At 44.0% G+C, this 18,448-nt stretch carries 13 protein-coding genes, 1 pseudogene and 1 riboswitch; of the genes and pseudogenes, 4 read left to right on the top strand and 10 right to left on the bottom strand.

What is annotated here, in order from left to right; translation table 11 throughout:
* Position 1 precedes the first annotated feature (1 nt).
* The 3 genes from HFM85_RS12310 to HFM85_RS12300 are packed head-to-tail and all read right to left on the bottom strand — an operon-like array spanning position 2 to position 4,844.
* A complete protein-coding gene (locus tag HFM85_RS12310) occupies positions 2 to 1,852 on the bottom strand; it encodes an ABC transporter substrate-binding protein (protein ID WP_173738469.1) in 1,851 nt (616 codons plus the stop codon).
* 27 nt (positions 1,853 to 1,879) lie between these two features.
* A complete protein-coding gene (locus tag HFM85_RS12305) occupies positions 1,880 to 4,045 on the bottom strand; it encodes an ATP-binding protein (protein WP_173738476.1) in 2,166 nt (721 codons plus the stop codon).
* On the bottom strand, positions 4,029 to 4,844 hold the full coding sequence (locus tag HFM85_RS12300) for a substrate-binding periplasmic protein (protein WP_173738468.1): 816 nt from the start codon (positions 4,842 to 4,844) through the stop codon (positions 4,029 to 4,031). The genes HFM85_RS12305 and HFM85_RS12300 overlap by 17 nt, the downstream gene beginning before the upstream one ends.
* Before the next feature lie 117 nt (positions 4,845 to 4,961).
* Positions 4,962 to 5,037, bottom strand: a riboswitch (cyclic di-GMP riboswitch).
* Between the two features lie 301 nt (positions 5,038 to 5,338).
* Here HFM85_RS12300 and HFM85_RS12295 point away from each other — a divergent pair.
* Both HFM85_RS12295 and HFM85_RS12290 read left to right on the top strand, forming a co-directional pair.
* Positions 5,339 to 6,724 carry an MATE family efflux transporter gene (locus HFM85_RS12295; RefSeq protein WP_173738467.1) on the top strand — a complete coding sequence of 462 codons (1,386 nt, stop codon included), beginning with the start codon at positions 5,339 to 5,341 and terminating at the stop codon, positions 6,722 to 6,724.
* Between the two features lie 245 nt (positions 6,725 to 6,969).
* Positions 6,970 to 8,349 (top strand): alanine/glycine:cation symporter family protein, encoded by a 1,380-nt coding sequence (locus HFM85_RS12290; RefSeq protein WP_408609592.1) that lies wholly within the window; start codon positions 6,970 to 6,972, stop codon positions 8,347 to 8,349.
* Positions 8,350 to 8,393: 44 nt separating this feature from the next.
* On the opposite strand, the gene HFM85_RS12285 is transcribed toward HFM85_RS12290, so the two are convergent.
* The 3 genes from HFM85_RS12285 to HFM85_RS12275 all read right to left on the bottom strand — a co-directional run bounded on the left by HFM85_RS12285 (position 8,394) and on the right by HFM85_RS12275 (position 11,569).
* On the bottom strand, positions 8,394 to 8,897 hold the full coding sequence (locus HFM85_RS12285) for a gamma carbonic anhydrase family protein (protein ID WP_173738465.1): 504 nt from the start codon (positions 8,895 to 8,897) through the stop codon (positions 8,394 to 8,396).
* A 31-nt stretch (positions 8,898 to 8,928) separates the two neighbouring features.
* Entirely contained in the window at positions 8,929 to 9,960 is a 1,032-nt protein-coding gene (locus HFM85_RS12280) for a LacI family DNA-binding transcriptional regulator (protein ID WP_173738464.1), read from the bottom strand.
* A 118-nt stretch (positions 9,961 to 10,078) separates the two neighbouring features.
* Positions 10,079 to 11,569, bottom strand: coding sequence for an AAA family ATPase (locus HFM85_RS12275; RefSeq protein ID WP_173738463.1), 1,491 nt, complete (start codon positions 11,567 to 11,569; stop codon positions 10,079 to 10,081).
* A 392-nt stretch (positions 11,570 to 11,961) separates the two neighbouring features.
* Between HFM85_RS12275 and HFM85_RS12270 the strand changes: the two are divergent.
* Positions 11,962 to 12,438: pseudogene (locus HFM85_RS12270) on the top strand (MATE family efflux transporter); the annotation flags it as partial.
* Between the two features lie 10 nt (positions 12,439 to 12,448).
* Here the strand turns inward: HFM85_RS12270 and lpdD are convergent.
* The 3 genes from lpdD to HFM85_RS12255 are packed head-to-tail and all read right to left on the bottom strand — an operon-like array spanning position 12,449 to position 14,843.
* Positions 12,449 to 12,826: a prenylated flavin chaperone LpdD gene (gene lpdD, locus HFM85_RS12265; protein ID WP_173738462.1), complete on the bottom strand. Its 378-nt coding sequence runs from the start codon at positions 12,824 to 12,826 to the stop codon at positions 12,449 to 12,451.
* Positions 12,811 to 13,380, bottom strand: a complete 570-nt coding sequence (locus HFM85_RS12260) for a UbiX family flavin prenyltransferase (protein WP_173738461.1) — start codon at positions 13,378 to 13,380, stop codon at positions 12,811 to 12,813. Before HFM85_RS12260 ends, lpdD begins: the two co-directional genes overlap by 16 nt.
* The gene (locus tag HFM85_RS12255) at positions 13,377 to 14,843 is read right to left on the bottom strand and encodes a UbiD family decarboxylase (RefSeq protein WP_173738460.1); all 1,467 of its coding nucleotides are present in this window, start codon (positions 14,841 to 14,843) and stop codon (positions 13,377 to 13,379) included. Before HFM85_RS12255 ends, HFM85_RS12260 begins: the two co-directional genes overlap by 4 nt.
* 165 nt (positions 14,844 to 15,008) lie before the next feature.
* Between HFM85_RS12255 and HFM85_RS12250 the strand changes: the two genes are divergently transcribed.
* A complete protein-coding gene (locus HFM85_RS12250; RefSeq protein WP_173738459.1) occupies positions 15,009 to 15,884 on the top strand; it encodes a LysR family transcriptional regulator in 876 nt (291 codons plus the stop codon).
* 4 nt (positions 15,885 to 15,888) lie between these two features.
* Here HFM85_RS12250 and feoB read toward each other — a convergent pair whose 3' ends face one another.
* The gene (gene feoB / locus HFM85_RS12245; protein ID WP_173738458.1) at positions 15,889 to 18,267 is read right to left on the bottom strand and encodes a ferrous iron transport protein B; all 2,379 of its coding nucleotides are present in this window, start codon (positions 18,265 to 18,267) and stop codon (positions 15,889 to 15,891) included.
* Between the last annotated feature and the right edge of the window lie 181 nt (positions 18,268 to 18,448).

The following is an 18,448-nucleotide window of genomic DNA, read 5'->3' as shown; positions in this document are numbered from 1 at the left end:
CTCACCTCAGAGTCATGTAGTCTTCAGGCTCTGCAAGAATGGCATCACCATCTGAAATATATCCTGTCCAGGTATCTTTCACAAAAGTATCCTTTCCGTCAAATACAATATTATCATCTGCGGGATAAGCTTCCATGTGTTTTGGTATCGCAAGACAGATTACTGTAAAAGTATCATTGTCCTGAACTTTTTTTCCGTTCTTCGTAACTTTACTCAATGTATAACCATCCTCTGTTTCTTTGACTTCCACAGAAATGCCACTGACCACAGGCAGAGAGCCACGGTTAAACGGCATGAAGCCTCCCTGGTAGCCTTCTACAAAATTTTTCACAGTCTCTTTCAGTTCGGCTCCGCTCATCTTGCTGCTGTAAGCTGAAAAACTGTTTGGCATGATCATGCTTCCCGCCATTTTTTCCGTATAACCAGCTTTCAGCACGTTTCCCGTAAAGCTGTTTCCGGTTGCGATCAGCACATCCGTCCCATAAATGCCACGCAGAGTGTTTGCCATAACAGAATATGCTGCATTTCCTCCACTGCTATGAAAACGGTTGGAATAAGACTTCTGTGAATCCAGTACAATACTCTCAGAAGAGGATTTCTCCTCAAGCAGCTGAGAATTAAATGACTGATAGGCCTGCCCTGCATCGTATTCTCCCGAGATCATCTTAGAAACCACATCCTTGGAAACAGAGAAAAAATCATTTGACGCAATGCGGATATACATATGGTTTTCTTCAATCACAGATTTCACATCTTTCAGATATTCCGTAAGATGAATATCCACATCCTGACTGTAGCTTAACAGATCCTGTCCATCACTAATAATCCGGTTCTGTGCATCTCCTGAAAGCATTGTATTCAGTACCTTCATTGCTTTCTTTCGACGTGTCTCATCCTGTGTCAGATCACGGTTTAAGGCTACCTGGAAATATGGTGTAGTCATCAGCCACTTTTCACCGTTTTCCTGAAAGAATGGAAGAAATGTTGTGTCAATACCCTGATCCTGAAACATTTTTACACCGGCAGAGCTGCCGAAGTACATGGCAAGCTTACCACTTTGGTACATCTCAACTATATCATCATAATTCATATCCAGATCGTCCTGACTCAGACCTGTATCCTGGATAAACTGTTCCATACGTTCAAAAGCCTCCGGCCAGACTGTACTGTCCAGACCTTCCCTCTTTGTATTATCCGGATCACTGTAGGTGGTGCGCCACTTACGTCCGTCCACAGAAGACAGCTCTGATGCTGACAGCCCCTGCAGTGTTTCCATACAGGTATAATCATAATAATAATCTGCCGTAAACCCGCGGATACCCACTTTCTCAAATGCCTGGCAGGCAGAGACAAAGCTTTCGTAGTCTGTCGGAAGAGGAATATCATATTTTTCAAAAAGATCTTTATTAACCACAAATCCATGTGCATCCGCACACACAGGAAGCCAGTTTACGCTGCCATCCTCATTCATAAAATTGTTGAGGTATGTATCATAGACAGCGCCTGCCGCATTAGTTGTGGAAAGATCCATAAGACTGTCTTTCAGGGGATTGGCATCATGTAGGGAAAAGCGACAGCAGGTTATAATGTCCGGCAATCCACCGTTTTCCTTAAGAAACTTATAAAAATCCAGGTCATTATTGCCTACTACAAATTCAATGTTGATATCCGGGAGCTGTTCCTGGATATATGGTGCATATTTCTCATACAGGCTTGTGCTCCACAGATACACTGTAACCGTTTCTGCATCTTCTTTTTCCACACTTTTACCACCACAGCCTGACAAAAGTGATATAGCTGTCATCATCGCCAAAAGTACAGACAAAACTCTGTTCCATTTTTTCTTTTTCATTACGTCTTCCCTTTCTTAAATTGTCTTTCACCGATTCACCCATTCATAAATTACCTTTACCAGTAATTCCACATCAACGGGCTTGGCAATATGTTCATTCATCCCTGCTTCTTTTGCTCTCATTCTGTCCTCCGTGAACGCATTTGCTGTCATTGCAATGATCGGAATCACCTTTGCATCCTCTCTGTCCAGAGAGCGGATTCTCTTTGTTGCTTCATAACCATTCATAACCGGCATCATAATATCCATAAGAATCACATCAAATTCATCAGGTCTGCTTTTTCCAAATATTTCAACAGCTTCCTGTCCATTCCATGCTTTGGTCACGACAGCACCTTCATTCTGAAGCACAAATTCTGCGATTTCCATGTTCATCTCATTATCTTCTGCCAGAAGAATACGCAGTCCACTGATAGAAACTCCCGGTTTTTCTTCGATTTCAGATCTGCAGCCCTTGTCTGTATCAATCCGGAACGGAACCCGGATCACAAATGTAGTTCCTGCACCTTCTTCACTTTCAAAGGTAATGGTTCCACCCATTTTCTCGATCAGCTTCTTTGTGATCGGCATTCCCAGACCTGTTCCTGCAAATCTTGTGCGGCTTCCTGTGTGTTCCTGTGCAAATGGTTCAAAAATCTGTTTCTGGAATGCTTCTGTCATCCCGATTCCAGTATCCCGGCAGGTAAATTCTATCGTCGTCATTTCTGGCTGATCCGACACAATTTCCCTGCAACTGATATAGATATCTCCATTTTCTTTGTTATATTTCACTGCATTTGACAGGATGTTCATCAGAATACGTTTCATATGACTCGGACTTCCAATAAGATTCCAGTGTATGATTTCTTTTTCTTCCCAAATGATACGGATATTCCGTTCTGCTGCCATCTGCTTGATCACAACAAGTACTTCCTCAAAAATACAGCTCAGATTTAAGGAAATTTCTTCCAGCGTCACTTCTCCAGACTCCAGTTTACTCATATCCAAAACATCGTTTAGCATTTCCAACAACAGATGAGAAGCCGATTTGACTTTTCCCCTGTATTCTGACTGTTTCTCCACATCGTCGGCATAATGGTCAGCAATATCGACCATGCCGCAGATTCCATTGATCGGTGTACGGATATCATGACTCATCCTTTGAAGAAATTCTGTCTTCGCCCGATTGGCTGCCTCTGCCTTTTTTGCTGCTATCAGAAGCTCATCTTTATATTTTTCCTCTTTTTCCAGCTCCTGTTTCTGATGTGCCTGATTAGTTTTGTATCCCCAGAACAGGAATATACTGAATATCAGGAAATAAAGAAAAATGACACCTGTCACACTTAATGGAAAATTATGGAATACTTCCGTATCCTGAAGATACGCATAAATATAGTAATCACGCTGCTTCAGCATAATTCCATAACATCCGGTTCCTTCATTCTTCAAATGATAAATGTGCTGACTATCTGTATGCTTTTTCATTGCCTGAACAACTTCGTTGTCGGCTGTATTCTGTCCCAACAGGCTATCATCATTGCTGGCAACAACTATCCCATTGTCGGCAACAATAATCGTTCCATCTTTCTGGACACTATAGCCATTTAAAAGACCCTGTATCGTCAGTGTATAATTTCTGATAAATTCCGGTGGTGTATAATAATAAACTGCAACGATACCCGGTGCATCTTTTCTGGCACAGGCTGCAATGTCAATACGAGACCCGTCTCCCCTGGTAAACCGTTCTGAATAAGTTCTTTCTTCATATCCTGCAAAATCCATGATAATGTCTTTTTGCAGATACTCTGTAATCTCATCGCTCAGAGATTCATCCATGCTGTATTCACATTCCGTCTTTCCTTCTGTATTCAGCACAAGGATACCATCCACCCAGAGAGTCTGAATATTTTCTTTCAGAAAATTCCGGCTTAACTGACCTCCGTTTTCTGTTTCCATGTTAATATTTGTACTCATCTGTCTGGCACTTTCAATGGCACGGAGAAGACTTTTGGATTCCGAAGACTCATTATAATGGGTGTAGGTGGAGCACTGCACTTTGACATAGTTTACAATCTCCACCATTCTTTTCTCTGCTTCCGCTTTTTCCGCGTAAAAAAAATAAAACAGAGAAACTACAACCACACAAATTCCAATCAGACCACCAACCAGCTGGATTCGTTTTTCTTTTGTCTTTCTCTTAATATCCAAGATTATCCACCTCCAGATATTTCTCCGGATCATCCAGATATTTTCCAATAATTTTCAGGGATGTACCATCCTGACGCATTTCTTCCAGAGTCTGTTCCAACTGCTCATAGATTCCTCTGTCATCATTTTTTGCAAAAGCAACTCCTATCCCGGTGATCATCAGAGGTTCTCCCAGGATACGGAAGCTTGCATCATAATCTTTCATATACTGGACAATCGATTCCTCATGTGCGGCAACTGCATCCACATACCCTTTCCCCAGAAACGTATAGATCAGTTCCCTGTGACCAAGACTGATCAGATTTCCAAGCTTTGGGATTCTTTCATCCGTACGGTTCAGAAAGATGCCTTCCGGTTTGGTTGTAGACTGGACTGCAAGATTCTTTCCCTCCAGGTCGCTCAGCTTATAAATATCGCTGTTCTCGTTTACTGCTACCACCTGACGGCTTGCTATGTATGGTCCTGCCCAACGGTAATCATCAAGGCGTCCTTCCATGGAAAAGCAGCCCATGATACAATCAATCTCTCTGCTCTCCACCAGTTCTTTTTTCTCTTCCCAGTCAATCTGGACAACATTCACCTGATAGCCTATTCTTTTGAAGGCTTCTGTAGCCAGTTCTACATCTATACCTGTCGGTACACCATCCTCATTCAGGTAATTGTATGGCGGATAATTGTCACTTCCAAGCGTTATGACCGGCTTTTCGGTTTCTTTTTTACTGCTGTCTGTATTTTTACACCCTGTCAGGGTGACCGCTAAAATTCCCACAAGCAGAATGCCTGCGATCACTCTTTTTCCTTTCATTTTCCTTCTATCTCCTGCTATTTTTTCAAACTTAAATTCCTGCTAAAATCATTATGGTTATGTTTATGAAATGACATCGTCAAAAAAAACGCTGTCCCACAGACAGCGCACACCATTTCATGCAACTGGCTACCATTTTACAGGCCCTGTAGCTTTGCGTCACAGACTTTCGTCTGCTTTGCCGATTTTCCTATTATAGCTTTTACACTTATTCCAAAGCATTAATGTAATGTTATTATACTCTCATGTTCCACTGTACACAAGAAAAACATTACCATTTTAATGCTTAAAAATGCCTCTTATTTTTCATCACAGAACCGTTCTGCAGCAGTTGATTTCCAGAAAGAAAAAATGCCTGTTTCACAGGACACCTTATTTCACTATTGAAAGCTGTCCATTTTCATGCTAATATATCCAATTAGACAGTGCAGCGGATATTCTTTGTCCGCTGCACTATTTAGCCAATATTTATCAAACACTAAACCGGAGGAAGTATGAATCAAAAAAGTACATCTGCTCCCATAGCAGAAAACAAGATGGGCACAATGCCCGTAGGGAAGCTTGTGCTGAACATGTCCCTGCCTATGATGATCTCCATGCTGGTGCAGGCTTTATACAACATTGTGGACAGCGTCTTTGTAGCCATGCTGTCCGAGAATGCACTGACTGCAGTTTCCATGGCTTTCCCGCTGCAGACACTTCTTATTGCGGTAGGTGCCGGAACCGGAGTTGGTATGAACGCGCTGCTTTCCAAATCACTTGGGGAAATGAATTTTGACAAAGCCAACCGCACAGCCAGCAATGCAGCTTTTCTTTACGCATTAAGCTATCTGGTATTCCTGGTTCTTGGACTTACTGTAGTAAAACCTTTTTATGCCAGCCAGCTACACAGTTCCGATCCTGAGATCATGAAATTCGGAATCGAATACTTAAGCACAGTTATGATCTTTTCCTTTGGCCTTTTTGGTCAGTTCTTCTTTGAACGACTGCTTACATCCACCGGAAAAACCATTTTCAGCATGACCTCCCAGTTATGCGGTGCCATCACCAACATCATCCTTGACCCGATCCTGATCTTTGGTCTTCTTGGTGCTCCGAAAATGGGCGTAACAGGTGCTGCTGTTGCTACTGTGATTGGTCAGTGTATCGCCTGTATCGTTGCCGGGCTTTGCAACCATAAATTTAATCATGAGGTCCGTCTCAGTTTCCATGGCTTCCGCCCGGAGCCGCAGATTATCGGTCATATTTATGCAGTAGGTATTCCATCCATTATCATGCAGTCCATCAGCTCTGTCATGACCTATTCCATGAACCTGATCCTGGTAAACTTTACAGTAACAGCAACCGCTGTATTTGGCGTTTACTTTAAACTGCAGAGCTTTTTCTTTATGCCTGTATTTGGCCTCAATAACGGTATCACACCGATCATCGCCTATAACTACGGCGCACGTCATAGAAAACGTATGATCCAGACTGTCAAAGTCAGCATGTTTATCGCATTCTGTTTTACCTTCATCGGCTTCCTTGCCTTTGAGTTTATACCAAAGACTCTCCTGGGACTGTTCAGTGCATCTGAAGATATGCTTGCTATCGGAATTCCTGCCCTGCGTATTATTGGAATCCATTATCTGATCGCATGGTTCTGCATTATTGCAGGAACTGTTTTCCAGGCTCTTGGAAAAGCTATTTTCAGCATGATCGTATCCATTATGCGTCAGCTGGTCGTACTGGTACCTGCAGCATATATTCTGTCTTCTATCGGCGGACTCCATGCAGTATGGTGGTCATTCCCGATCGCTGAGATTTGCTCACTGATCGTATCAGTTATATTCCTGGTCGTTATAAACAGAACGATCATTCAGAAAATCCCGGAAGCATAAAAATATCCTGCATCTCTCTTTGCCGTGATAACTTTGAGAAAATCACCAAACACTTGCCACAAATTTTCGGCGTAATTTCTGTTTTTTCAGTTGCATCCTGTTTCGGATTCCTGTATAATCATCGTAATAACTACAACAAAAGAGCGTAACGTACAAGGGCGTACAGCACATGTTTTCCTGTGTCTGTACGCCCTTATGTTATTTCTGCAGGAATTTCGCTTTGAGAAAGGGAGGAGATTTCTATGATGAATGCAATCGGAAATGTAATAAACCAGATAGACAGTCTGGTGTGGGGCTGGTGGATGATCATTTTGCTTCTGGGAACGCATATTTTTATGACAATCCGTACCGGAGTGATCCAGCGAAAGATCGGCACTGCCATCCGCCTGTCAGTTACCAAGGACACAAATTCCGAAGGCGAAGTCAGCCAGTTTGGTGCTCTGACAACTGCTCTGGCTTCCACTATCGGAACGGGAAATATCATTGGTGTCGGAACGGCCATTGCACTTGGCGGCCCTGGTGCGGTGCTGTGGTGTTGGCTTACCGGTGTTTTCGGAATCGCTACCAAATACAGTGAATCCCTTATTGCAGTAAAATACCGTGTCAAAACAAAAGACGGACGTATGCAGGGCGGCGCCATGTATGCACTGGAACGTGGCCTGAATATGCGCTGGCTGGGCCTTCTCTTTGCATTCTTCGGAGGTTTCGCTTCTTTTGGTATCGGATGTGCCACACAGGTTAATGCCATTGCAACAGTATGCAATGAAAATCTTCACATCCCGCCTGCAGCGATTGGAATTGCAGTTGCCATTCTCACTGCCCTTGTTATTTTCGGCGGAATCAAATCCATTGCAACTGTCTGTGAACGTCTTGTTCCGTTTATGGCTTTTTTCTATGTGATCGGATGCATCATCATCCTGGGAATCAATTCTGACTTTATTATTCCTGCAGTAAAAACCATCTGTAAACTGGCATTTACCCCGGGTGCTGCTGCAGGTGGTCTTGTTGGACGAGGCATTATGATGGCCATGCAGTATGGAATCGCAAGAGGACTTTTTTCCAATGAATCCGGTATGGGTTCTGCTCCTATTGCTGCCGCTGCTGCCCAGACAAGAAATCCTGTCCGTCAGGCTCTTGTTTCCAGCACCGGAACTTTCTGGGATACCGTTGTTGTCTGCCTCATGACAGGCCTTGTTCTTGTCACCAGCATTATGAAAAATCCTTCTATTGATATGGGCAATATCACAGATGGCGGTGTTCTCACAACTCTTGCTTTTCAACAGATCCCGGTACTTGGCCCTGTGATCCTGGTTGTCGGAATTATTTCTTTTGCCTATTCAACAGTTCTTGGCTGGGCGTACTACGGTGAACGATGTGTAGAGTATTTTTCCGGAAAAAAAGGGCTCATCCCTTATCGTGTGCTGTACATTGTGGTAGCTGCCATTGCACCGGTGATCTCCCTGAATCTGGTATGGACAATCGCTGATATCCTGAATGCACTGATGGCCATTCCAAACCTGATCGCGGTACTGCTTCTGTCCAATGTAATCGTAAAGGAAACAAAGAAATATATCAATGATCTGGATGCCCGGGATGATACACCAATTGAAGTAATTGATAAATAAAAATTAAAAGGAATTTATCCGATCCGGGTAATATCATAAATGTTTTACAATATTTCCTGGTTCTTCATTTCCTCAGACACAGTAAGATATTCCTTGCTGTTTTCCATAATCCCAAGTTTCTCTTCCCAGGTAAGATTACGTTTGATTTTTGCCGGATTTCCCATTACAAGAGAACCGTCGGGAATCACGGTATTTTTGGTAACAAGACTTCCTGCACCTATGATGCAGTCACTGCCGATCTTCGCGCCATCAAGAAGCACCGCACCCATCCCGATCAGGGTGCGGTCTCCGATGGTGCAGCCGTGAACTACCGCGTTATGTCCTATTGTGACATTATTTCCAATATGTGTCGGCATGTTGTGGCTGACATGGATAGTACAGTTTTCCTGAATGTTAGTCTCCTCACCAATCACAACCGGAGCATCATCACCCCGGATCACTGCATAGTACAGCACGCAGCTGTCACGCCCAATCGTTACATCACCTACGATCACAGACTGCCTGGCAATCCTGGCACCCTCTGCAATTTTTACATTTTTATAATTCATCTAAGTTCCCTCATTTATTATCAGCTTCGGTTCAGCTCATATTGTATTTCGTTCGGATCACAATATCTGTATACTGAAATTCCTTCTCCGGCTTTTTACTGTCAAACAGAAGCTGAAACAGGATCATTACAGGTGAATGACCCTGAACTGCTGCATCCTGCCCGATCAGGAAATTGATTGTGCCATCCTGAAGCCATTTTTTATTTTCTTCCAGAAAATCATTGGCGATCACATGTATGGAGCTGTTTTTTTCCAGTTTCTTCAAAGTCTGGCAAACACCCTTTACACCATGACCCGTGATATAAATACCGGTAAGTTCCGGATAAATCTCCAGAAGTTCTTCCACGATCTTGGATGCAACCCACTCATCATCATAAGAATATCGTATATCAACGACCTCAAGCCCTGGAAAGCTATCCTTGATCTCCGTAGTAAAACCTTTCTGCCTGCTGATAAGTCCAGGGTTGGCCACCTGTCCTGAAATAATGACCACCTGTCCTTTTCCACCTGTCATCTCATTCATCAGGCCTGCCGCCGCACGGCCGGACTGAAATGTATCCTGACCCACAAAACAAAGCCTCTTTGTGTCTTCCAGATCCGCATTAAATGTTACCACAGGAATCCCATATTCTTCACTGTACTGATTGATCCTGGCTTTCAGAAGCTGATCTTCAGACGGAGTCATGGCAATTCCATTAAACCCTTCTTCTCTCAGCTCTTCCATAGCCGCCATTACTTTCTCAGGTTCCACACCTTCGATCTCATAGATCTTTACTGTTCCGCCAAAGCTCTCTACCTCTTCTTTAGCTGTCATAACTCCTTTTAAAACCTGCTGCATAAAAGGTGTTTTCATATACTGAAGGATCACACCGATCCGGATCTTTCGTTTCGCCATAGCAAGGGCACGGCCTGCACGACTGGGCTGATATCCCATTTCCTGGGCGATCCTCTTGATCTTCTCTTCTACTTCAGGACGGATGCGGCCGCGGTTGTTCAATGCTCTGTCCACAGTACCTCTTGAAACCCCCGCAGCTTCTGCAATCTGCTGTAATGTAACTGCCATATCTTATCCTCCAAGCGTTTATTTTTGCATTTTGCGTTCACGCGCACATATATTTATTCCATTATACTCTTTTCCTTCGCCGGAGGCAATCCCTGATTGCGATATTATCCTGATATTTTTAATCAAGAAGATCTCTTACCATCTCAGGTGTAAAGGTAACAGCTTTTACATGATCCACTTCGATCTGATACAGTGCATTTGCCGCAATGTGCTCTGCTGCCTGCTCAAGGTCACGGATTCCTGTGGTATCTGCAAATTTTTCGATTACTGCATCCAGTGCTTCCTCTGTTACAATACACTCTTCCTGTTTCAGGCTCATGCGTTTCAGCACTTTCGGAAGTGCAAATCTTGAAAATATGATCTTCTTTTCTTCCGGTGTGTAATCCGGAATGTCGATCACTGCAAAACGGGACATCAGAGGTGCACTGATCTGAGCTTTGTCATTAGCTGTCGCGATCGGATAAACGCCAACAGTCGGAACCATGCATTCCATATAATTGTCTGTAAACCCAAGATTATCCAGAAGAGTCAGGAGCACATCTGCCGGATTTCCGTTACCTTTTCCTGATGCAGCCTTGTCAAGCTCGTTAATGATAAATACAAGGTTGGACTCTCCTGCCATGGAGAAAGCTTCCATAATGATTCCAGGTTTCGCATTGGCATAGACACGTGAACTTCCTGTCAGCTGCTCCGGATCGTTGATGGAACTCATATCCAGTGTTGTCCACGGCATCTTGAGGATTCTTGCAACTGCATAAGCAATCTGAGATTTACCGGTTCCTGCCGGTCCCACAAGAAGAAGTCCGTATGCAGGAAGTGTATGGGTACGGTTGATCTGGATGATCGTCTCAATGATCCTCTGTTTTACACGCTCCATTCCATAAAGTTCCTCATCCAGTATACGACGTGCTTCCTCGGGATCAATGGATTCAAAATAATTATGCTTCCACTGAATGTTCATCATAATAGAAAGTGCACGCTGTGCATGACGTCTCTCCTCCTGGGAAACCTCGTGAGAACGGGCAACTGCAAGATTACGTCTTGCCCAGAGACGGATGTTGTCAGGCATGGTCTTTCCCGCACAGGTCATAAAATCCGTGATACTCTGGATGCTGGTCAGCTTCATATCATCGCCGTCCTCATCATCCTCATCATCCTCCTTTCCTTCTGCAGGTGCGCTACTTGCAAAAAGACGGTCGATCATAAACTGAAGAAATCCATCCTCAGCAGAAAGCTTGGTTCCTCCGCCAAACGCAATCTCCCGGATCTTGTAGACTGCATATCCTTCATCTGTATTCTTTCCGGAAAGGCGGATGTTGATGTGGTTTTCCCCGAGCCATTTGATCAGGCTTGTGAAACGGGAATCAATCTTTCGGATATCTGCCGGAAAAACACCGTCATCTTCTTTAAACTCAAAAGCTGTCTGTTTCGCCGGATTTGAAAAATATCCGCAGGAATGATGTTTCCACTCTCTCTTGCTGTTATCCAGGATCAGCACCGGTTTCTCCGGTGTTGCTGTTGTTTCATTGGAATGGAATGTTGTATATGTGCACTGGCTTTTTTTCTCATTATTATCTGCCGGTGCTGCACTGAAATCAAAAACTGGCATGTGCTTTACTCCTCTTTCTCTGAAAATATCATTCGCAAGGCGGATATCTCTGTTCCGCTTTGCTGTATGTTCATGAACATGATTGGCTCACGATTTGCATTCAGTGTATCACGGATTGGAAATCTCAACAACCGGTGATATGATTTTTTATACATTTTTTTTGCATAAAACGGTATTATTTACTTCGCGTATTTTACTTCGTCATTTTCCCGTAAGTTGTTTAAACAATTTCATAGTTTGCCGATTGACACTGCCTGCAAACTATGTTATCGTGCAACTATGTTCGCTTTTTTATTCTTTACAAAAGCTGACACAGTTACAGTTTCTGCGAATTTCGCAATGTTCATACTGCTGAACTTCGTAGGCCAGTCATCTATCTCCGCAGTATCCCTGGCAACGATATCGCATGGAGTGTTGGTTTTTCCATGTATTCCGTGATCCTTGGACATCTTGGAACAGATGCAGTTGCCGCCAATTCCCTGGTTGTGGTTGTCCGTAATATCGGCACTGTTTTCTGTTTCGGAATCGCAAGTGCAGGAGGCATTCTTCTTGGCAATGTAATGGGACAGGGAGATCTGGAAAGATCCAGGCGATATGCTTCCAAAACTTTAAAGCTGACTGTGATCGCAGGTGTATTCCGTGCTGGCGGTGATACGAAATTCGGACTGATCTGCGATACCATTGATATGTGGGTATATGCAGTACCCCTTGGATTCTTTGCTGCATTCGTACTGAAGCTGCCGGTACTCTGGGTTTATTTTCTCCTCTGTACCGATGAGTTTGTGAAGTGTCCCTGGGTTATTAAAAGATATCTCAGTGGAAAATGGGCTAAGAATATAACCAGAGAAAATATATTTGAGAAAAAATAGGCCGGCAGCCCTATCGCAACTGCCCGACTATCTTTTCTGTCACAGTCTCCAACACTATCTGCACCTCCCTGATTTCCTCAGCCGTAATCCTATCTTTATGAAATCCTCCCGTACAGACAACTCTCCTGTTCAATTCCCCGGAAACCTTCTCTGCCACATACCTGCAAATAACCTCGTCCTTATGCCCCGGATAATTCAAGACTGAAGAAGTCGCACTCACACTGCCATTTCCAGTGAGAGACTCCCTGGGTTCTGTCTGAACAACACATCCAATATGCGGCTGATCTCCCCCCTGAAGACAAACAAGAACATCTGCGCCTACGAAAGCAGCACTAATCTCCAGCGGGCATCCCGCGGCATCCACACACTCTCTTACAATCCATTCCATCTTCGGTACTCCTTTGCTTCGATTCCAAAAGGCTCCAAAAGCTTCGCTACAACATGATACACCATATCATCAATCGTCGCAGGCTTATGATAAAAGGTCATCATCGGCGGAATGATCCTCACACCAGTCAGCATGGAAAGCTCATAGAGATTTCGAAGGTGAATACCACTAAGCGGTGTCTCCCTGGCAGCCAGCACTAACGTTCTCTGCTCTTTGATCGTCACATCCGCTGCACGAAGAATAAGATTATCCGCATAGCCGCTGTGTATTCCCGCTATGGTTTTCATGCTGCAGGGAACGATCAGCATTCCTTCTGTCTTAAAAGACCCGCTGGCAGGTTTTGCTCCGATCTCTTCTGGTGACATAGTGTAATCTGCCAGTTTCTTTACATCCTCCGGCGTAAGAGTTGTCTCCTGACAGAGTGTTAATTCTGCACTGGAACTCATAATCAGATATGATTCATAATCCGGATTCTCCCTGATGATCTCCAGGCATTTTACAAGGAGCGGCAGGCCACTTGCACCTGTCGCACCAACTACAATTCTTTTTTTCATTTTTTTGTCCATTTCTCAGGATCCAACTCCATAAAACGTGCTCTGTGGAAACAAGCTTTCAGATCATATGGCACAGTACAGTCAAAAATAGTCTTGCATGCAATTCCATGATCCCTGATACCCGGGGAAAATGCCGGATCATTAGATGGATCAAGCGGATGGCATCTTACACCTGGAATGGTTATCACATCCACATCACCCTGGAATCTTGTATTCATAGCCCAGAGCACATCATTCATGTCAAAACAGTCCACATCTTCATCAACAAGAAATACATTCTTCAGCTCACTGAATGCAGAAAATGCAAGAAGTGCAGCCTGACGCTGTCTTCCCTCGTCACTTGGAGAAAGCTTCTTAAACTGAAGGACTGCCATATATTTTCCACCGCCTGCACTGCTGCAGTATACATTCTGAAGTCTTCCCGGCATTGCTTTTTCCACCATACCGTAAATGCTGGCTTCTGTAGGAATTCCGGCCATAGATACATGCTCCTCGCTTGGTCCGATGCAGGTTTGCATGATCGGATGTTCACGATGTGTTACCGCTGTAACCTTGATCAGCCAGCACTGGTCACTTGCAGGACCTGTGTATCCCGGAAATTCCGGCATTGCATAACCGGTATTGCTGTTCTGGTCTTCTTTTACACGCACACCCGGGATCACTTCTCCCTCAATAACATATTCTGCATTTGCGATTGCTCTCTCATTAACTGTAACGCATTTACAAAGTTCTACAGGTTCTCCGCGAAGTGCCCCTGCTACGGAGAGCTCATCATATCCAAGCGGTGTTGTAGGCGGCTCAAAACAGGAACCGATCTCAATCGCCGGATCTACTCCTATGCTGATGGAAATCGGAAGTTTCTGTCCTAACTCCTCTGCGCGCTCTGCCATAGCTCCGATATGTCTGGCTCCCGGTGTAAAAAAGATGGAAAGCTCATCTTTTCCCTGAATACAAAGGCGATGGATCGTCACATCATGAACGCCTGTATCCGGATGTGTGGCATAACACATGCCAAGTGTAATGTACGGACCTGCATCATCTGGTGTATTGGTCGGCGCAGGTACCAGTTTGTAAAGGTCAAACTCCGGATCTGTTGCTTTATGTACCACCTGCTGGCATGGTGCATCTCCTGTAAAATCTACGGGTGGGACAGGATTCTCCACACTTTTGCAGAGCATCTTTCCAAGATTTTCAGACTCAGTATCCAATAAAGCGGCCACTCGTTTTCGGCTTGCCAGAAGTCCGATTGCTACTTTTGCATCCGGGTGTCCTTTCACATTATTGAAGATCATGGCCGGACCTTCTTTTGTAGGACGTTTTACAGTTCCACCTGCTCCTACATAACGATATACACCTGCAAGCTCTGCCATTGGATCAACTTCCACGTCAGTCTCGATCAGCTGATCCGGCATTTCTTCCAAAAGTGCAAGTGCACTCCTTAAATCTCTTACCTTCGCTGCCATAATAAACCTCCTGTATATTCTTCATTCCTGCAAACATTTTATCTCTTTTCCACATGGTAAATCAATTCTTTCTATGCTATAATTGTTTCCAATATGGAATGATTGGTTCATGTTATCTTCTCGACCATCAACAATTGTTTATTTCTCAAAAGGCAGGTATTACCTATGACTTTCGAACAAATTGATTACTTTATCTGCGCAGCTCAGTCCCGGACTTTTTTTGAAGCTGCGGAAGCAATGCATATTTCCCAGTCTGCGCTTTCCAAGCAGATCATGAAACTGGAAAAAGAACTGGATCTCGTTTTATGGGACAGAAGCAAGCGTTCTGCCGTCCTAACTCCTGCTGGAGATTTTTTTTATAAAGAGGCACTGAAAATATCCAGACAGTATCATCGTTCCCTGAAAGCAGTATCCTATTTTAAGGATAATGAAACTCAGGCACTCCATATCGGGACACTTCCGTTTCTTTCCCAGTATCATCTGACTTCTCAGATCCACAGTTTCTGCTCTGAGCACCCGGAGATTCCTTTTTCCCTGAAAGAGGTAGAAGACCAGGAACTGATGACAGGACTTGAAAATGATCATTTCCAGCTGGTTTTTATTCGGAAAAACATGGTAGACCCTGATCTTTATACTTTTCATCTTCTTGCAGAAGACCGACTGGTTGCTGTCCTTCCAGCCGGACATCCTCTTTCTGCAAAAAAATCTCTTAACCTTACAGAGCTGAAACGAGATTCCTTTATCCTGATGCCGCCGCACACCTCTATTTACAGACTATGTATGCACAGTTTTCACAATGCAGGCATCCATCCGCAGATCCTGCGTACTGCACGTGCAGAATCCATTGTCAGTGCAGTGGAAATCGGGGAAGGGATCAGCCTGCTTGCAGAAAGCAGCTTCCATCTTTTTCGACAGCCTTCTCTTGTTGCTGTCCCAATTAATGGACTGGATAAACTATCAATTGGAATTGCCTGCAAAAAAAATATGACTCTCACATCATCGGCAGAGTGTTTTCTGCGATTTGTAGAGAGTCATAAATAATATATCAGAATCCCAGCAGCATTCCGATACCATGCACTACAAAGGCCACGACCCAGGCAGTTGCACACTGTAAAAGTGCGATCCCAAGGGCTGCCCGTACAGTTCCCATCTCTCTCCGTACAGTTGCAATAGCTGCAACACATGGAGTATAGAGAAGTGTAAAGATCAGAAATACATAAGCTGTGAACGGTGTAAATAAGGTTGTCAAAAGAGCTGTTTTTCCCCCAAGAAGCACTGTCAGAGTAGAAACAACGCTCTCTTTTGCCATAAATCCTGTGATCAGTGCTGTGGATACTCTCCAGTCACCAAATCCAAGCGGAGCAAAAAGCGGAGCCACAATGCTTCCTACTTTTGCCAGAAGACTCTGATCTGCACTGGATACCAGATGTAAGCTTGCATCAAAATTCTCCAGGAACCACACAATCAGGGTTGCCGCAAAAATAATTGTAAAAGCTTTCTGAATAAAGCCTTTCGCCTTTTCCCATATCAGCTGTCCAACACTTTTGGATGAAGGAAGGCGGTAATTCGGAAGTTCCATGACAAAAGGTACCGGTTCACCCTTAAACCGGGTCTTTTTCAGAATCAGTGCATAAAGGATTCCACAGAGAATTCCTGCAAAATACAGGCTGATCATTACAATACCACGCCACTGTTTCGGAAAGAATGCACTGGTAAGAAGACTGTAAATAGGAAGCTTCGCGCTACAGCTCATAAAAGGTGTCAACAAAATAGTCATCTTACGGTCTCTTTCACTGGACAGTGTTCTTGTTGCCATAATTGCCGGCACAGAACATCCGAATCCGATAAGCATCGGTACAAAGCTTCTTCCTGAGAGTCCGATTTTGCGAAGAAGCTTATCCATTACAAATGCAACCCTCGCCATATATCCTGTGTCTTCCAGAATGGACAAAAAGAAAAACAATGTAACAATTGTCGGCAAAAATCCGATCACGCTTCCAATACCGCTTAAAATTCCGTCTACTACCAGTGACTGGAGCACTGTACTGACTCCTGCTGCCTGAAGACCACTTCCGATCAGTCCGATCACCCAGTCTACTCCCATGGTCATCCAGTCGGACAACCACGCACCAAGATAATTAAACGTCATCACAAACACAAATGCCATGATTCCCACAAAACAGGGAATAGCTGTGTATTTACCGGTAAGTATGCGGTCAATCGCAACGCTGCGTTTATGTTCTATGCTTTCAGCAGGTTTTACTACTGTTTTATCACAAAGTTGTTCAATAAAACTGAACCTCATGTTTGCAAGTGCTGCTTCTCTGTCAAGACCACCATCTTTTTCCATTACAGCTATCAGTTCATTGAGAACTCTCTTCTCCCCATCCGGCAAAGCCAGACGTTCTTCGATAAGAGGGTCTTTTTCCACAATTTTGGTTGCTGCAAAACGCACCGGAAGTCCTGCTTTTTTCGCATAAGGTTCTATTAAATGAACGGCTGCATGAATGCATCGGTGGACAGATCCCACCGGATCCTGGGGCGACTGATTATCTGCACAGAAATCAATCCTGCCAGGTGCTTCTCTGTATCTGGCTACATGCACCGCATGGTCGATCAGTTCATCAATTCCCTCATTCTTTACTGCTGAAATAGGAACTACCGGAATTCCCAAAATTTCTTCCAGTTCATTGATTCTCACAGAACCGCCGTTGGCCCGCACCTCATCCATCATATTCAGTGCCAGGACCATAGGAATTCCCAGCTCCATTAGCTGCATGGTCAGATAGAGATTTCTCTCAATATTGGAAACATCTACAATATTGATAATCCCCGTAGGTTTCTCATTCAACAAAAAATCTCTCGTCACAATTTCCTCATTGGAATAAGGCGAAAGGGAATAAATACCCGGAAGATCCGTTACCGTAGCCTCCGGATGCCTTCGGATCGTTCCTTCCTTCTTATCTACCGTCACTCCCGGAAAATTCCCCACATGCTGATTCGATCCTGTCAGCTGATTAAAAAGTGTAGTCTTACCGCAGTTCTGATTACCGGCAAGTGCAAAAGTGAGCGGTTCACCCTTGGCAATCACATTTCCGATCCTGTTCTTCCTGTAATCCTTAGCCTTACCAAGCTCACCCACTCCCGGATGTGCAATAGACATATGTCTCTTATCATCACGAGGTATCGCCTGTTCCTTCTCAATCTTTACAATTTCAATCTTCGCAGCCTCCGCAAGCCGCAGCGTCAGCTCATACCCGCGCAAAACCAATTGAACCGGGTCACCCATAGGAGCCGTTTTCCGAAGCAATACCTCAGTTCCAGGCGTAAGCCCCATATCCAGAAGATGATGTCTCAGTTCCCCCTCACCACAAACACTGATGATCCTGCCACACTCTCCAGTCTTTAATTTATCCAGTGTCATTTCGTCACCTCATCATAAGTACAATCTAAATGTCCAATACCTGTATATGTATCATCCACTGGTATAAATGTATCACAGTTTAAGTTATTTGACAATAACCGAATAAATTATAAAGTTTAGTGAAAATAACATATTTTATAAAGTTATTTATCATTAACACAGTGTTTTTTTCTCATTACCA

This window comes from Blautia schinkii (assembly GCF_013304825.1).
Classification (GTDB): domain Bacteria; phylum Bacillota; class Clostridia; order Lachnospirales; family Lachnospiraceae; genus Blautia_A; species Blautia_A schinkii_B.
The sequence above is the reverse complement of the archived record's forward strand: the minus strand, read 5'-3'. Positions and strand labels throughout refer to the sequence as shown.

Bases quoted from the DNA above. Each gene is read 5' to 3' on its own strand.
- HFM85_RS12310 (WP_173738469.1), bottom strand. From the start codon at position 1,852: ATGAAAAAGAAAAAATGGAACAGAGTTTTGTCTGTACTTTTGGCGATG.
- HFM85_RS12300 (WP_173738468.1), bottom strand. From the start codon at position 4,844: ATGAAAGGAAAAAGAGTGATCGCAGGCATTCTGCTTGTGGGAATTTTA.
- HFM85_RS12295 (WP_173738467.1), top strand. From the start codon at position 5,339: ATGAATCAAAAAAGTACATCTGCTCCCATAGCAGAAAACAAGATGGGC.
- HFM85_RS12290 (WP_408609592.1), top strand. From the start codon at position 6,970: ATGAATGCAATCGGAAATGTAATAAACCAGATAGACAGTCTGGTGTGG.
- HFM85_RS12285 (WP_173738465.1), bottom strand. From the start codon at position 8,897: ATGAATTATAAAAATGTAAAAATTGCAGAGGGTGCCAGGATTGCCAGG.
- HFM85_RS12280 (WP_173738464.1), bottom strand. From the start codon at position 9,960: ATGGCAGTTACATTACAGCAGATTGCAGAAGCTGCGGGGGTTTCAAGA.
- HFM85_RS12275 (WP_173738463.1), bottom strand. From the start codon at position 11,569: ATGCCAGTTTTTGATTTCAGTGCAGCACCGGCAGATAATAATGAGAAA.
- lpdD (WP_173738462.1), bottom strand. From the start codon at position 12,826: ATGGAATGGATTGTAAGAGAGTGTGTGGATGCCGCGGGATGCCCGCTG.
- HFM85_RS12260 (WP_173738461.1), bottom strand. From the start codon at position 13,380: ATGAAAAAAAGAATTGTAGTTGGTGCGACAGGTGCAAGTGGCCTGCCG.
- HFM85_RS12255 (WP_173738460.1), bottom strand. From the start codon at position 14,843: ATGGCAGCGAAGGTAAGAGATTTAAGGAGTGCACTTGCACTTTTGGAA.
- HFM85_RS12250 (WP_173738459.1), top strand. From the start codon at position 15,009: ATGACTTTCGAACAAATTGATTACTTTATCTGCGCAGCTCAGTCCCGG.
- feoB (WP_173738458.1), bottom strand. From the start codon at position 18,267: ATGACACTGGATAAATTAAAGACTGGAGAGTGTGGCAGGATCATCAGT.